9 protein-coding genes are annotated in these 14,995 nt (G+C 40.6%); 5 read left to right on the forward strand and 4 right to left on the reverse strand.

Annotation, left to right across the window (positions count from 1 at the left end):
• Nucleotides 1–189: 189 nt before the first annotated feature.
• Nucleotides 190–2,247, reverse strand: a complete 2,058-nt coding sequence (locus BMW53_RS00555; RefSeq protein WP_038561508.1) for an acetate--CoA ligase family protein — start codon at nt 2,245–2,247, stop codon at nt 190–192.
• Nucleotides 2,248–2,360: 113 nt separating this feature from the next.
• Here BMW53_RS00555 and BMW53_RS00560 point away from each other — a divergent pair, with 113 nt between their 5' ends.
• Nucleotides 2,361–3,173, forward strand: a complete 813-nt coding sequence (locus tag BMW53_RS00560; protein WP_038561506.1) for a hypothetical protein — start codon at nt 2,361–2,363, stop codon at nt 3,171–3,173.
• Between the two features lie 129 nt (nt 3,174–3,302).
• Nucleotides 3,303–4,280, forward strand: a complete 978-nt coding sequence (locus tag BMW53_RS00565) for a lipid A deacylase (RefSeq protein ID WP_038561504.1) — start codon at nt 3,303–3,305, stop codon at nt 4,278–4,280.
• A 28-nt stretch (nt 4,281–4,308) separates the two neighbouring features.
• Here BMW53_RS00565 and BMW53_RS00570 read toward each other — a convergent pair whose 3' ends face one another.
• Together BMW53_RS00570 and BMW53_RS00575 are read right to left on the reverse strand one after the other, a co-directional pair.
• The gene (locus BMW53_RS00570; protein ID WP_038561501.1) at nt 4,309–7,719 is read right to left on the reverse strand and encodes a sensor histidine kinase; all 3,411 of its coding nucleotides are present in this window, start codon (nt 7,717–7,719) and stop codon (nt 4,309–4,311) included.
• 238 nt (nt 7,720–7,957) lie between these two features.
• Complete coding sequence (locus BMW53_RS00575) at nt 7,958–10,105, reverse strand: S46 family peptidase (RefSeq protein ID WP_038561499.1); 2,148 nt, start codon at nt 10,103–10,105, stop codon at nt 7,958–7,960.
• A gap of 287 nt (nt 10,106–10,392) precedes the next feature.
• Here BMW53_RS00575 and BMW53_RS00580 point away from each other — a divergent pair, with 287 nt between their 5' ends.
• On the forward strand, nt 10,393–12,189 hold the full coding sequence (locus tag BMW53_RS00580) for a histidine kinase N-terminal 7TM domain-containing protein (protein ID WP_074780057.1): 1,797 nt from the start codon (nt 10,393–10,395) through the stop codon (nt 12,187–12,189).
• A 540-nt stretch (nt 12,190–12,729) separates the two neighbouring features.
• On the opposite strand, the gene BMW53_RS00590 is transcribed toward BMW53_RS00580, so the two are convergent.
• On the reverse strand, nt 12,730–13,464 hold the full coding sequence (locus BMW53_RS00590; protein ID WP_038561477.1) for a DUF6261 family protein: 735 nt from the start codon (nt 13,462–13,464) through the stop codon (nt 12,730–12,732).
• A gap of 664 nt (nt 13,465–14,128) precedes the next feature.
• Between BMW53_RS00590 and BMW53_RS00600 the strand changes: the two genes are divergently transcribed.
• Together BMW53_RS00600 and BMW53_RS20845 are read left to right on the forward strand one after the other, a co-directional pair.
• Complete coding sequence (locus BMW53_RS00600) at nt 14,129–14,539, forward strand: hypothetical protein (RefSeq protein WP_038561471.1); 411 nt, start codon at nt 14,129–14,131, stop codon at nt 14,537–14,539.
• A 105-nt stretch (nt 14,540–14,644) separates the two neighbouring features.
• On the forward strand, nt 14,645–14,785 hold the full coding sequence (locus BMW53_RS20845; RefSeq protein ID WP_157470857.1) for a hypothetical protein: 141 nt from the start codon (nt 14,645–14,647) through the stop codon (nt 14,783–14,785).
• The last annotated feature ends 210 nt before the right edge of the window (nt 14,786–14,995 follow it).

Raw genomic sequence — 14,995 nt, forward strand, 5'->3', positions numbered from 1 at the left:
GTGTTTTGAATACGCCAAATTAGAAATATCTGACCAATTTGTGCGCTGAACTTCTGCATTCGAATAAAATTGACCGACAAAATGACGTTACCAGCCACTTTGATAAGCTTTTTAGACCACCAGGTCACGAAGAACACTAAAATTTTGAGTCTTAATCTTCGTGACTTTTTGTTCATTACAGCCGTTTTTTTAATGTTCTATCCGGATTCGGGCGTCAACAGCCAAGATTTCCTGTTCGTTACCCAACAACGGATTAATATCAATTTCTTTTATCTCGGTGGCAAAACGCAGTAACCACGACAAGCGCACAATAATATCCACATACTTATCGATGTTTACACCTTCCTGTTTACGAAAACCTTTTAGTATTTTATACGATTTCAGACTGGAAACCATCGAGCGTGCTTCGCTGTGTGTTAACGGCGCCAGACCCGAAGCCACATCTTTCATCACCTCCACGTAAATACCACCCATTCCGCACAAAACAACGTGCCCAAAGGTTTCTTCGTAGGTAGCTCCCAAAAACAGTTCATTACCAGCAGCCATCTGGGCAATTAAAACGCCTTCTGTTCCTTCAATCTGAAACAGGTGATGAAACTCTTTGCGTACCTGGGTAACATTCCGCACATTCAGTATTACGCCGCCAACCTCGGTTTTGTGCACCGGGCCAACTACTTTCATCACCACCGGAAAACCAATGTTCATTGCCGCCAATACTGCTTCCGATTCTGATTTGGCCACCATCTCTTTTACCCGCGGAATGCCTGCCAAATCAAACAGTTTATGAATTACTTCCGGCGGCTGGTAACCATTTTCAGTTTCGGCAATTACAGCTTTAACCGCCTCCGGATCAACCTCCTGTGCATCTTCTGTTTCGGCAACGGGCTGTGGCGTATTCATAACTTTTGTTAGTGCACGCCCCAGCAACACTTCGTCGGGGAAGTTTACATTTCCCCGCGACAAAAAATGGGCAACCTCATCTTTTACATTTATAATGGATGGCAGAATCGGATAAATCGGTTTTTTACAAACCTTCATTTTTTCGGAAAGCACATCGTAAACATCGCCAATCGGGAATAATCCGGGGCTTCCAAAAATCACGGCCATTCCGTTAACTTCGAAATCATTCTCGCAGGCATCGATTATGTGCCCCAATTGTTCAGCGGTTCCTGTCGCCAGAAAATCGATGGGATTTTCTACCGACGATCCGGGAAATAACTTTTGCAGTAAAGCTGTTTTTGCATCCGATTCGGCGATCTCAGGTATTTTTAATCCACCATCTTCCAGGGCATCGGTAAGCATTACTCCCGGGCCTCCTGCGTGTGTGATAATCGCCAGCTTATCTCCCTGAAGTTCTTTGCACATAAACACGCTGGCAACTGTTGTTAGCTCCTCACGGCCATAGCAACGCACAATTCCGGCTTTACGGAACAGTGCTTCCACCGCGGCATCGGAACTGGTAAGCGCCCCGGTATGCGACGATGCTGCACGACTTCCGGCCGACGAACTTCCGGCTTTTATGGCAGCAATGCGGCAACCTTTTTTTATCAATGAAGTAGCATGATAAAGCAACTTATCCGGATCGTTAATATTCTCGATATAAAGCAACTTTACGCGCGGGCTTTCACCATCAATGTAGTGCTCATCGAGGTAAGCCAAAACATCTTCAACTCCAATTTGTGCGCTGTTCCCCACCGAGAAAACACTGGCAAAACGTAAGCCTTTCGGGATTCCCGATTCCATAATAAATACAGCGGTAGCTCCCGATCCGGAAATAAAATCGCAACCTTCGGAAGTAAGCTCCGGAATAGGCGTTGTAAAAACACTGGCATGCCAGGGTGTCATCACACCAATACAGTTTGGCCCGATTAAACAAGCGTCGTGCTCCTCTACCACTTTTACAATTTGCTGCTCGATTTCTTTGCCGGCTTCACTGGTTTCGCCAAATCCGGCCGAAACAATGATAAAAGCTTTGGTGTTATTTTGCTCTGCCAGATCGGTAATGGTTTGCAAACAATATTTTGCAGGAATGGCCAAAATAGCCAAATCTACCTCCGGGAGCTCCGCCACATCGGGGAAGGCCGGAATTCCCTGAATTTTTGATTCGTTGGGATTGATAGCAAACAGATCGCCGGCAAAATGATGATCCAACAGGTTTTTAATGATCTTTCCACCGGGCTTTGCAATATTATTCGACGCCCCAACAACTACAATACTGTTGGGCCTGAGCAATTTTTCGTTAATCATAGTTCGTGCTTTAGCAGCATAAAAGTAGGTAAATCCATGTTAACCTTTCCTGATTTTTTTCAACATCAAATAAAAGCATGGCTTAAAACCTTATTTTTACCTGAAAAACGTCTATGACCAATAGCAAAGAGCAGAAAATAGTTGTGGTTACCGAGCTAAAAGATTCGGACCAGGGACTAATCGTTCATGGATTGAAACTGGCAGCTATTTTCAAAAAAGAGCTTTGTTTACTTTATAATTACCAGTTAAAACAAAAAAAGCAACACCAAGCGTTTAAGCAAAAACTGCAGAATTATGCGGCTATTGTAAAACAGGAAGTACCAACACAAAAAATTTCCACACTTTTGTTATCCGAAAGTCAGACACAACTTCCCGATTTGCTTGCCGAAGATTATGAAGCGATAATAATGGTATTAAACTCGCTTAATTTAAAAAACTATTCAACGGCACTTACCGAAACTTCAATACCATTTTTGTTCGTTCATCCCGAGTCGAAAATTATGGATTACAACCATCTGCTGCAACCTATTGACCTGCGTAAAGAAATTAGTGACAGTTCGCTCTGGTGCTCTTATTTCGGCCGGTTTAATGCTGCGCAGATCGTTACCATCTCGGCAAACGACAAAACACAGGAAGCCAAACAAAATGTGATGAAAAATACGGAAATGACACGGAGACTGTACGAAAAATTCAAGATCGTGCACAAACGTTTTAAAGGAAGCCGATCGAGTTTACGCAATGTTTTTGAAGCACTGGAGCTGGCTCTGGCGTCGGATTGTAACTTGCTGGTAATTTTGGGCAGTTCGAATATTACTCCACTGGATTTGCTGATTGGCTTGCCCGAAAGAAAGGTGATAAAAGCAGCAGGAAAATTGCCGGTATTGGTTATTAATCCACGCAAAGACAACTATATTTTGTGCGACTAAAATCAGCTCGCAGTCACAGTTTCCAGTCTCAATTTAACAATTTAGCAGTTTAACAATTATTCAATTTTACAGTTTTGCAATTTACCATTTGATAAAGGTTTTATTACATTCGCAAACAAACATTTCAGCATGAAAAAAACGCTACTCGCACTACTGACATTAATGGGATTTTTAGCCCACGCACAGGAATTTAAATACCAATTATTATTTGAAGGCATTGGCGATAACCGCGAATTTTCGCAGCCTTATGCCTATCCGCAAACCATTATGGGCAGCCGCGGTGCCTTTGAAGTGGGTGTTAATATCGACAACCATCAATTACGCGGAGGATTGAGCCACTTGCTGGAGTTTGGCAGCGATTTGGATGCACAAAAACCAAAATTAACCTTGTATTACCAGTTTGAGGGTGAAGGCAAAGAATTTGCGTTTGGAGCCTTTCCGCGCCGCGATAAAATTGATTTTCCGCTGGCTATGCTAACTGATACTTTACAGTACTACCGACCGAATATTGAAGGACTGTATGGAAAAATCAGCTGGAACTGGGGCCATCAGAATGGTTTTGTTGACTGGGTTGGCCGCCAAACCGAAACACAACGCGAACAGTTTATGGCCGGATTCTCGGGCGAGATCTTCCATAAAAACCTGTTTTTTCAGAATTACCTCTTGATGTTTCATAATGCCCACACGCTGAATAACGATCCGCCGTTACATATTGAAGATTTTATGGGATTTGCACTGCAGGGAGGTATTCGCACCACGGAAAATTCAGCCATGCAAGGACACTTTAAGGCAGGAATTCTGAACTCAACTTACCGTGAACGTGGTATAACTGATGGTTATGATGTTTCGACCACACTGTTTGCAGAGTTAGCCGGTAGTTACAAAAACCTTGGAATAAAATCGGTGCTGAATATGGGCGGCGGACATAAGTTTATGTATGGCGATCCCTACTACCAGGCCGATGATTACTGGCGCACCGATTTCATCTGGTATTTTATTAATCACGAAAAAATAAAGGGAAAATTCAACCTGTCGATGCATGTTGTTGATTGGGATACACTCGATCAACAGCAACAACTTTCCATTATTTACGTTTTTGGTAATTAATTGCAGACAGGAATTGTGAGCTTGAATTTTACTGTTTCCCCGGAATAGTGAAAAAGAAGGTACTGCCTTTTCCAGGTTCGCTTTCCACCCAGATTTTACCGTTATGGCTGGTTACAAACTCTTTGCATAACGATAGTCCGAGGCCAACACCTTTCTCGCCATTTGTGCCTACTGTCACATCAATATTCATGTCGTCACTGAAAATAGTTGATGCATAATCAGCGTTCATTCCCACACCAAAGTCTTTTACAGAGAACAGCACTGTATCCGCCTCTGTTTGAACCGCATTAATAAATATACTACTTTCGTTGTTGCTAAATTTTATGGCATTCATCAACAGGTTTCGCAAAATAAGCCGGATAATATTCCTGTCGAAATATATTGCCAGATCCTTATTCTCGAGTTTGCTTTCAACATTTATCTGCTTTTTTAATGCCGTTGCCGAAACTTCAACCATTACATTTGAAAAGATTTCAGCAATAGTTAAATTCTCCGGGTTAAACTCAATTTTTTTGTCCTGACTTCGGGCCCAGTGTAACAAGCTGTTCAGCAAATCAAATGCGTTGCGCGACGACTCGTGTATATGCTTTATTATCTCCACCCGATTCTCTTCATCCATGTTTTTGTATCCTTTATTTAACACTTCCGAGAAACCTAAAATTGCATTAAACGGATTGATGAGATCGTGTGCAATTATGGAGAAAAGCTTGTCTTTTGTAGTATTCGCGGTTGTAAGTTCAGCATTTAACAACGAGAGGTTTTCAGCCACCTCGGTAATTTTATTTGCCTGGGTTTCAATTTGCTGTTTTTGTTGTTTTAGCAACGAATTTCGTACATGGAGTTTCTCCTTCTGGAGCTCAAGTAAACGGTTTTTATCGTTTAAAACTTTGGTTCTTTCTTCTACCAGGGTTTCCAGCTTTTCTTTTTCTGCTTTAAGTTTAGCAACCCGGTATCTGAAAATTACAACAACCAGCAATCCAAGAAATACGATAAAGCTTGCAATAAACCACCATTCCAACCATAAAGGAGGTTGAATAATTACTTTCATCGATGCTCCTGTGTTGTTCCATATTCCATCGTTATTTGCCGCAATAACCCTGAACACATATTTACCGTGTGGCAGGTAATTATAGTTTACATGCGAATGATTCGTTTCAATCCAGTCTTCATCAATACCTTCAAGTTTGTATTTATACTTATTATTGGCATGATCGACATAGTTGGTGGAAGTATATTCAAAACCAACGGAATTTTGGTTGTATTTTAAATTAATATTGTCGGCACAAAGCGGGCTCTTTGGAAGAATTTCATCTGGCCCGAATTTTTCAACTTTCTTATTCTGAAGAAAAATTCCACTGATAAATACATCCGGCACCCCGGTATTTAGTTTTAGTTTTTCAGGATTAAAACTCGCTATTCCCTTATCGCCTCCAAAAAACAGCACGTTATTTGCACTTTTTGCACTACTTCCGGCTTTAAATATTCCAGAGGGAAGTCCGTCAGCTTCATCAAGGTTGACAATTAATTGTTCTGTTTCAGGATTAAAACCTGTAATTCCGGTAACCGAACTAACCCACAAATTTCCGTTCCGGTCTTCTTCAACAGAACAAATGTTATGCGCAGGAAATCCGGGATCAACCCGATGAAAATTATCACCATCAGGTATGTATCTGCACAATCCCGAGAATGTGCCAATCCAGATTCGTTTTTTTGAATCCTGAAACAAACAATTTATATAATCGCTGGGAATGGTATACGAATATTCCGGCACATGATAATAGCATGTGAATTTCTTTTCACCTTTTTTCAATACACTCACACCACTGGGCGATGCTACCCAAAGATTTTCATCCGAATCAAGCAATAGCTGAAAAGGCCAGTCATTCGATAATCCGTTTTCTGCAACGTTGTAATTATAAAATTTTTGTTCCTTATAATTAAAATAATCAATTCCTTTTCCGTGCGTAATCACCCAGAAATTACCATCAGCATCCTCCTGTATTCCCCTGATATCGTTATTCGAAATCGACAATGAATCCTGCGGATCATGCACATAAGTAATAAACTTGTCGTTCACCGGGTCGTAACACTGCAGGCCTCCGAGGTTGGTCCCCACCCACATTCTGTTTTGGCTGTCGTTATATAAGCAGCAAACTGCGCCTCGTCCCAAACTCCCGGGATCATTCAGGTCAGAATGATAAACCCGGTGACGTTTGTTTTTAAAATCAAAAACATCAATACCATCATTCGCATTTCCAATCCAACAAACGTTATTATCATTAAAAGCAATTGTCAAAGTATTGTTATTAATCGTATGCCAGAATTTCCCCGGATTTTCATCATATATGCTTATTCCTTTCGATTGATATCTTAAACCAATACCACCGGGGCTATTAACGGTCCAGTAATTCCCCTGCTTGTCCTGAAGCACCCGGGAAGGAAATTCTTTAACAAGGTCTCCGGCGGTATTAACGCTTTGTATCCGCACAAAAGTATCTGATTCTTTATCGTATCTCCGCATACCTTTTAAATCACAAATCCAAATAGTATTATTGCGATCGGCATAGATGAAAACCACATAATCAGAATAATTATCCCCAGTGGTATATCTTTTAATTTCCCGGGTTTTAGTATCCAGTAAATTAACACCACCACCATAAGTTGCAATCCAGAGTTTTGAATTATCTACTAAAGAAATATCAAAGATATGATTATTGCTCAGGCTCGTTTTATCTGTGGCATCTGAAAGAAATCTTTCCGATGTGCGTTCAGTGATGTCAAAATAGGTCAATCCTCCGTTATTCGATGAAATCCATATATTATTGTTTTCATCGAAAAGAAAGTCAGTTATCCAGAAATCGGGATTGTGGAAAACAAGCTCGAGTGTATTTTGCTCCTTATCGATTCGGTAAATTGAATTGGTAACAGAGATATAAATATTGTTCGTCTGATCCTGTTGTATAGCTGAAATTTGACGAAATTCGCCATCACCCAATTCAAACGAGCTGATAATACGGTTAAAGTTATCGAAACACGGGTTGTACGTACATAAGCCATCTATGGATATAATCCAAAGCTTTCCTGACTTATCGACAAACAAATCCTGAATACGGTTATCGTATAAACTTGTGCTATCATTACCTCCTGAGAGGTATCGCGCCAAATTGTCGCCCCTTAAGCAATAAAGTCCGTCGTTGGTTCCAATCCAAACAAATCCTTTATCATCCTGAACAATACATGTACTGTTTTTACTTTTAAATTCTTTATCAGGAATCGGATCTGCATAAATTAAATCGATGGTTTCGGCAAATGAAACAACAGAAATAATGATTGTACAAAACAGTAAGAGAGATTTAACCCAATATTTTTTTTTAATCGATTTTATCATAAAAACCATACTCTTAAACAATTTAAAAGTCAGCTGGTTTCGGTAATACATAAAAAAAGCCCTTTAAAACATCCCGATAATTCTTATCCCTTCCCGAATAAATAGAGAATTACTATTGATGTTCACTTCAGTTAACTACAAAAATATTGTAATTTTTAAAAGTCAATAGGTTAAAAGGGCTGATATTGCCTTCAAAAAAGATTAAAAATCGATACCAGACTATAATTTTAATTGTGTTTTAGTTAAATAAAACCGATTAGCCTTAACCGTAAAATTTACCTGTTTGAATTTACTTCACAATCTCCATCTCCTCCAATAAATAACCGGCTCCTGCAAATTTATCGATAATAAAAAGGGCATAACGAATATCGAGCGAGATATTGCGACAGCGCTCCGGATCAAACATAATGTCGCTCATTGTCCCTTCCCAGCAACGATCGAAATTTACCCCGATCAACTCGCCGTTACCATTTACAACCGGACTGCCCGAGTTACCACCGGTAGTATGATTTGAGGCTGTAAAACAAACCGGCACATCGCCGTTTACTTCGTATTGTCCGAAATCTTTTGCGTGGTAAAGTTCTTTTAAGCGATCAGGCACATCGTAGTCGTAGATCTCCGGATTGTCTTTTTCCATAATCCCCGTAAGCGTTGTATAGTACTTGTATTTCACACCGTCTTTGGGCTCGTAACCTTCCACTTGTCCGTAGGCAACACGCAACGTAAGGTTGGCATCGGGGTAAAAAGCCTGTCCTTTTTTCATTTCCATCAATCCGGCCATGTAAACCTTCATGTTATCGTCGATTGATTTACTGATTTTCCGAACCTCCGGCATAATATCCTTTTCGTAAATAAAGTTCAGTTGGTTGAACATAGAAATAAGCGGATCTTTGCGCAACTTTAACAATTGTTTTTCCGAACCATTTTCCAGCAGATCTTCCAGCTTTTTCCGATCGGTAAGTATCGATTTCTGATAGACTTTTTTCACCAGTTTTTCCTGATCGAGGTTTCTAATTGTCTCCACCACTTCAGCAGGTAAAAACGAGGCATCGAGGCCATTAATCAGCTCGGGCATAAGCGTGGCAAACAAAGCTTCGTCGGTTGGTTGGTTAAAATCTTTGTAAAAGCCGGGCAGCCCTTTAAGCATGGCCGAACGCATGCTTTCGGCTCTTTCATCCTGGTCGTTCTCAATGTTATTGATTATAGAGTTGATGGTGCGTGCGCCTTTAAACACCTCTACTCCGCTCATCACAATTTCGCGGTAATAATCGTAAGCTTTTATGTAGGTTGAATAGTCGGCATACAGCACATCGAAAGCATCAAACACCGGTTTGTATTTATTTTCCCAGGTATTGTTTTGCTGTGCCCATTTTTTGAATTCTTCTTCGTAGTCCCGCTTTTTATTAATGGCATCGAGGCGTTTTAACCCTTTAATTTCGCCCTGCCATTTTTTCCACGCATTACTGATACCTGCATATTTTGCAGCATACTGAATACGAATTTTCGGATCCGATTCCATATCGCTTCCAATAATATCCAGTTTTTTATCGCGCAGCATAATACGATCCGGATCGCGTTGGTTCATGGTTACATCAACTGCCTGGTGTGGCCAGTATTGCATGGTAGTTCCCGGGTTACCAAAAACCATTGTAAAATCGCCGGGCTGAATACCCTTCATCGAAACGGGGAACGATTTTTTTGGTTTAAAAGGCACATTGTCGGGCGAATACTCTGCCGGTTCGTTGTTCTTATCGGCATAAATACGGAACAGCGAAAAATCGCCGGTATGGCGCGGCCACATCCAGTTGTCGGTATCGCCGCCAAACTTGCCAATGGCCGATGGTGGCGCCCCCACCAAACGCACATCTTTATATACTTTGTAAACATACAGGAAATACTGGTTGCCATAAAAAAGCGGCTTTACCGAAGCGGTAAATTTCCCGTCGTTACGGGCTTCTTTAATAATGCGGTCGGTATTTTCCTTTATTTTTTTGTCTGCTGCTTCGCCATCCATATTTTCGGTTCCGGCCAATACACTGTCGGTAACATCTTTCATGTACTCCAGAAAACTTACCGTTAAGCGTTCGTTGGGCAATTCTTCATCGCGGCTCATGGCCCAAAAACCATTGGTAAGGTAATCGTGTTCTACGGTGCTGTGCGATTGAATCTGGCGGTATCCGCAATGGTGATTGGTAATCAGCAGTCCTTCATCCGATATCAGTTCTCCGGTACATCCTCCGCCAAAAATTACCACTGCATCTTTCATGCTCGAGTGGTTTACATCGTAAATATCATCGGCACTCAGTTTAAACCCCATTTCCTGCATTTCTGCCAGGTTGTATTTTTCCAGCAGAATAGGAATCCACATTCCTTCTTTGGCCGAAAGCTGAAACAAACTAAAAACAAGTAATACCAGCAACAAACTTTTCTTCATCATCTTAAAATATTTTAATGCGTTAAAGAGAATAAAACGCCGGAAAAAAAACAAGGATTTAAAACATTTTGATGGTTGAATTGTCATTTGACTTAATAACAGGAAACAATTATTGTGCTATTACGGAGTGCTGACGTAAAGCCAGATCTTTTTTTAGCAAGTAAAACAGTGAAGGATTGTAGTAATCATTTATTGCCAATTGTAAAATCCCGGTTCCAACAATACTTAGCAGGATGCCTAAGTATTCGGTTTAATGATTAATTTTGAAAAAATAGCAACAGACCCTTACTATGATAGATTTTTTACCGAGTAACAGTCTTATTCAATTAATAACTGCTTTTACTGCCATTGGCACATGTTTACTTTTATGGAAGTTCAGAAAAGCCGCTGAGGTTCGCTTCCTTATTTTACTGGAGTTTTTTGTTACCATCTGGGCATTTAGTTACGCCCTTGAGTTTGGTACTCCTGTTTTTGAAGAAAAAGTTTTCTTCTCGCAAATGTCGTATCTGGGCATCGTGTTTATCCCGCTTACCTATTTCTTTTTCACCACCGCTTTTAGTCAGAAATTTAGTTTGGTAAATAAACAGAGTATTCTTCTTTCGCTTATTATTCCGATAATAACGCTAATTCTGGTATTTACCAACAACAAACACGGGCTTATCTGGAAAGATTACACTTTAGACAGCAGCACCAATATGCTGTATTACAAACACGGCATTTGGTTTTGGATTTTTGATATGTATGCGTTTACACTAATTGCCTGGGGGATTTTTAACCTGGTTAGCTCAATTTCGACCTTTACCAGTTTTTACAAAAAACAAATCCGAATACTCATCATTGCCTCGCTTATTCCGGTAATTGCCAACCTGATGTATATTTTCAATATTAATCCGGTTCCGGGTTTCGACTGGACCACCGTTTCGTTTGTTTTAACCGGGCTGATTATTGCATTTGGGATATTCCGCTACAAAATATTTGAGCTGATTCCGCTGGCCCGCGAGAAACTGCTGGGCACCATGAATGAAGGGGTTTTGGTAATCAATACCAACGGGATTATTGAAGAAGCCAATCCGGCCCTGATAAAAACGTTTGGGTTGAATAAAAAGACATGCATTCATTCCAACTTTATGAATACGTTTCAACAATTCCCTGCTATTATTGAGTTGCTTCAGGCAAATGAAGATCGGTTTACCGACTTTGAATTGAAGCACAATAACCAAACATTTTATTACCAGGTAAGGATTACTGCACTTTACGACCAGCGGGGAAAACTTAGCGGAAAGCTGATGGTTTTAAGCGATGTTTCGTCAAGCCGACTGGCGGAAATTGAGCTTACCAAAAAGAACGAACAGCTAAAGTTACAGAATAAACGAAACGAAAAGCTAATCGACGATTTGGATGCGTATGCCCACACGCTGGCGCACGATCTGAAAAACTCGTTAGGCGTAATTTATTCGTCAAGCGATATTATTTTAGGAGCAATTGAAGAAGGCGATATGGATGCGATTAAGGAGTTTTCGGCGGTAATTAAAGAATCGTCGGCTAAAACCATAAGCGTAACCAACGAATTGCTGAAAATGGCCACTGCCGGACACGAGGATGTTAAAATCGCCCCCATTGAAATGCAGCAAGTTTATGCTGCCGCAATGGCACAGATTGCCGATATGGTTGCCGATTGCAAAGCCACCATTGAACTGGAAAACAATTGGATTGATGCACAGGCTTATGCGCCGTGGATTGAGGAAATCTGGATAAACCTGTTATCGAATGCGATGAAATACGGAGGTGCTCCGCCACATATAAAAGTGGGCTGCGAACTTAGCGGACAAGGAATGGTGAAATACTGGGTGAAAGACAATGGCGATGGAATTCCTGAAGATCAGCACACGAAAATATTCCGGAAACATACACGACTGCAACCCGATAAAGCCGGCGGTTACGGACTTGGGCTATCGATTGTAAAACGTATTATCGAAAAGCTGGGCGGTAAAGTGGGTGTTGAAAGTACCGGCGAAAAAGGTGCCGGCTCGCTGTTTTATTTTAAACTTCCGGCGGTAAGGGTTGACGCACTTACTGAGGTGCGATAGACAAATGCCCCGCCAAAATGGGAAGACCCCCTACCTCTCAGCTGACGGGAGCTCCCCTCGCCAGGGGAGCCGGTTGTTAACAGACTTTTCATCAAAACGGTTTCCCCTCGTGAGGGGAAATGTCGACAGACAAAAGGGTAAAGCAATTAATACCGATTTAACAACAAAATGTCGCATACTTTCACTTCGTTCAGTCTTCTCCTTTGTTGTATTATCGGCATTTACCATTGTAAACTTTCTTATTGCCATGCGGCAAAATAAAGTACAATTGGTATAATGAGATTTTTATTCTCAACCCCTCTCCCTGACGGGAGCTCTTACCAGGGGGTATTGATCGAATCCGGAGGATTCAACTATTTATAGAAAATTAATTGACGGGGCATGGTGCGACTCCCACCGGAGTCGGATATTTTTCATTCGTATTATGCTATAAACATGTGATGCTGCCGGCATCTACAAAAAACCGGCCCACCCCAGAAAGGGCAGGCCGGTAAAACCAAAATTTAACCTATCGACCGAGAGTTTCTTTTGGATTGATGTTTATTCCGTGTCGTCGTTATCGTTCTCGTCGTTGCTGCTGTTGCTTTGACTTTGTTTGGCAGCGGCATTGGCTTCGGCGATGTATTGCGACACTTCGGCCACCACCTCGTCGATATTTTGTGGTTCCTGCATGGCCTGCATGGTGTTTAGTATATTTTCCAGCAGTTCGAGCGATGTTTTCAGGTCCTTTAAGGCCTCGGCATCTTGCAAGGTATCGTCGGCCGAGCGGGCAGCACTGCGTTGTGTAGCTGCTGCTACATATGCCTGATTATCGTTATCCAGTTCTGTTACCCATTCGGTAGTATTAGTAGTTGCCAGGTGCGGGGCGTTTTTAGGTTTGCGCAGGTCAGCCAACAAACTCTCAGTAGCGGCAGTTTGTTTATCGCGGGCGAGGTAATACAGCTCCAGGTTGTTTTTTTCAAACTCGAGCCAAAGTGCTTCGCAAGCGCTACGATACGCTTCGTTTTGGCGGCGCAACCCGGCTTTAATCGTGTCGCGCAACGAACGGAATGTATCATCGCGGCGCAAATCGGCAGCTGTTACAATTTGGGTAAGCGGTGTTTTCCTTGAGCTTCCAATAGCCTGCAGAGCTGTTTCAATCTGCGGCTGAAAACGGTTAAGCAGGGCAATTACCATTGCGTTTTCAGGAAGTTTAGCGTTTAAAAGATTAATGATTTTTTGTGCCAATGCAGTTAATGCAGCAAGTGTGTAATAGGAGAAAATAACCTTTTTCATGATTAAATATTTTATTGGTGATTAAAATTAGAAATACAAGTTAAGGTCATTTTTTCAGAAAGTCAACAGATAACATAAAATTATCCGGAAAGATTCGCTAAAATTTCCGCCACTTTAAATCTGCAAGAATGGCGAAAAGCTTTATTGTTTCTGTTCTCCGGTTTTTCGGAGTTCTGAATTGGAAGCTAATTTTTGTCTCCGGTTTTTCGGAGGCAAAAACTGGAGCTTGTTTTTTATCTCCGATTTTTTGGAAGTATAAATCGGTGCCGGATTTTGCCCTCCAGTTTTTCGGAGTATTAAATTGGGAGCTCATTTTTATCTCCGGTTTTTCGGAAGCAAAAACTGGAGCTTGTTTTTCATCTCCGGTTTTTCGGAAGTATAAATCGGGGCCGGATTTTGCCTTCCGGTTTTCCGAAGAAACAAATTGCCGGTTATTTTAATCCTATTAGTTGTGATGAAGTGTTTTCATGTATTTGTTGCCTGAAACATAAAAAATATGATTAGTTTTAGTGTACTAAAAACCGATATGCGTGAATACACATCTGAAAATAACAAAAGAAAATAGCATTTACAAAATTGGATATTGTACGCCTAAACCTGATAACAATTATCGTATTGGGGTGTAACAAGCAAGTTTAGCAGACAGTATAAAAACAAGATAATTATGAAAATATTAACAACACTTTCCTTTCTATTATTTATAAATATTACTTATGCTCAATCTCTTTTCGAAAAGACTGATTTAGTGGATGAATTTGGCGATAAAATTGGTGAAGTTCAAAGAAATGTTTCGATAGGTACTTTTTCAAATTCAGCAACTAATGATTCTCCTTTACATGTGCATTCAATTTTAGAAAAAATGCCAGAATTTAAAAGCTTAGATGAATATAAAGATTATTTGAAACAGCAACTGAACGAATATGGATATACAGAAAAACAAATTCAGACTACTTTAAAATACGCTAAAAAATCAATCGAGACTGTCAAAAATACTAACGGCTCCATTCGATTTAAACTTTATGAATATAAAGACATTAAAGCAAGTATGATAGGTGTTAAAAATGGAATTATTTAAATTAAAACATCAGAAGGTAAAAAAATAGAGGCGAACTTAAGTTCGGCATCTTTTTTAGACGGCACAGTTACGTTAACTGGATACAAAGAATTAACAACTGGGGCAATGGGTGTAAAGAACCAAATAAAATATGGATACTACGATTGGTCACAAAGTGAGATATACAACGAAATAGTAAATGCCGATGGGAAAATAATGGTTGTTATTGCCTTTGGTGGTTCGACTTATAAATTTGCTTTGGAATGATTTATTCATTAAAAATAGCGCCCAATTGAGTTGTAAAAAAAAATAACAATTTGCCAACAAAGTGCCATATTGCATAGCGGGGTGTGGTGGTGTGCCAACTGCGGCTCTCGCAACATCGTTCCGTCCACGCGCACAGAATAGTTCTTCGAAACCCGCTCCAACAACATGTACCAACCGTTATAAATAAACATAAAAAAAGGAACCAAATAA

Origin of the sequence: Draconibacterium orientale, assembly GCF_900111425.1 — a bacterium.
Lineage (GTDB): Bacteria > Bacteroidota > Bacteroidia > Bacteroidales > Prolixibacteraceae > Draconibacterium > Draconibacterium orientale.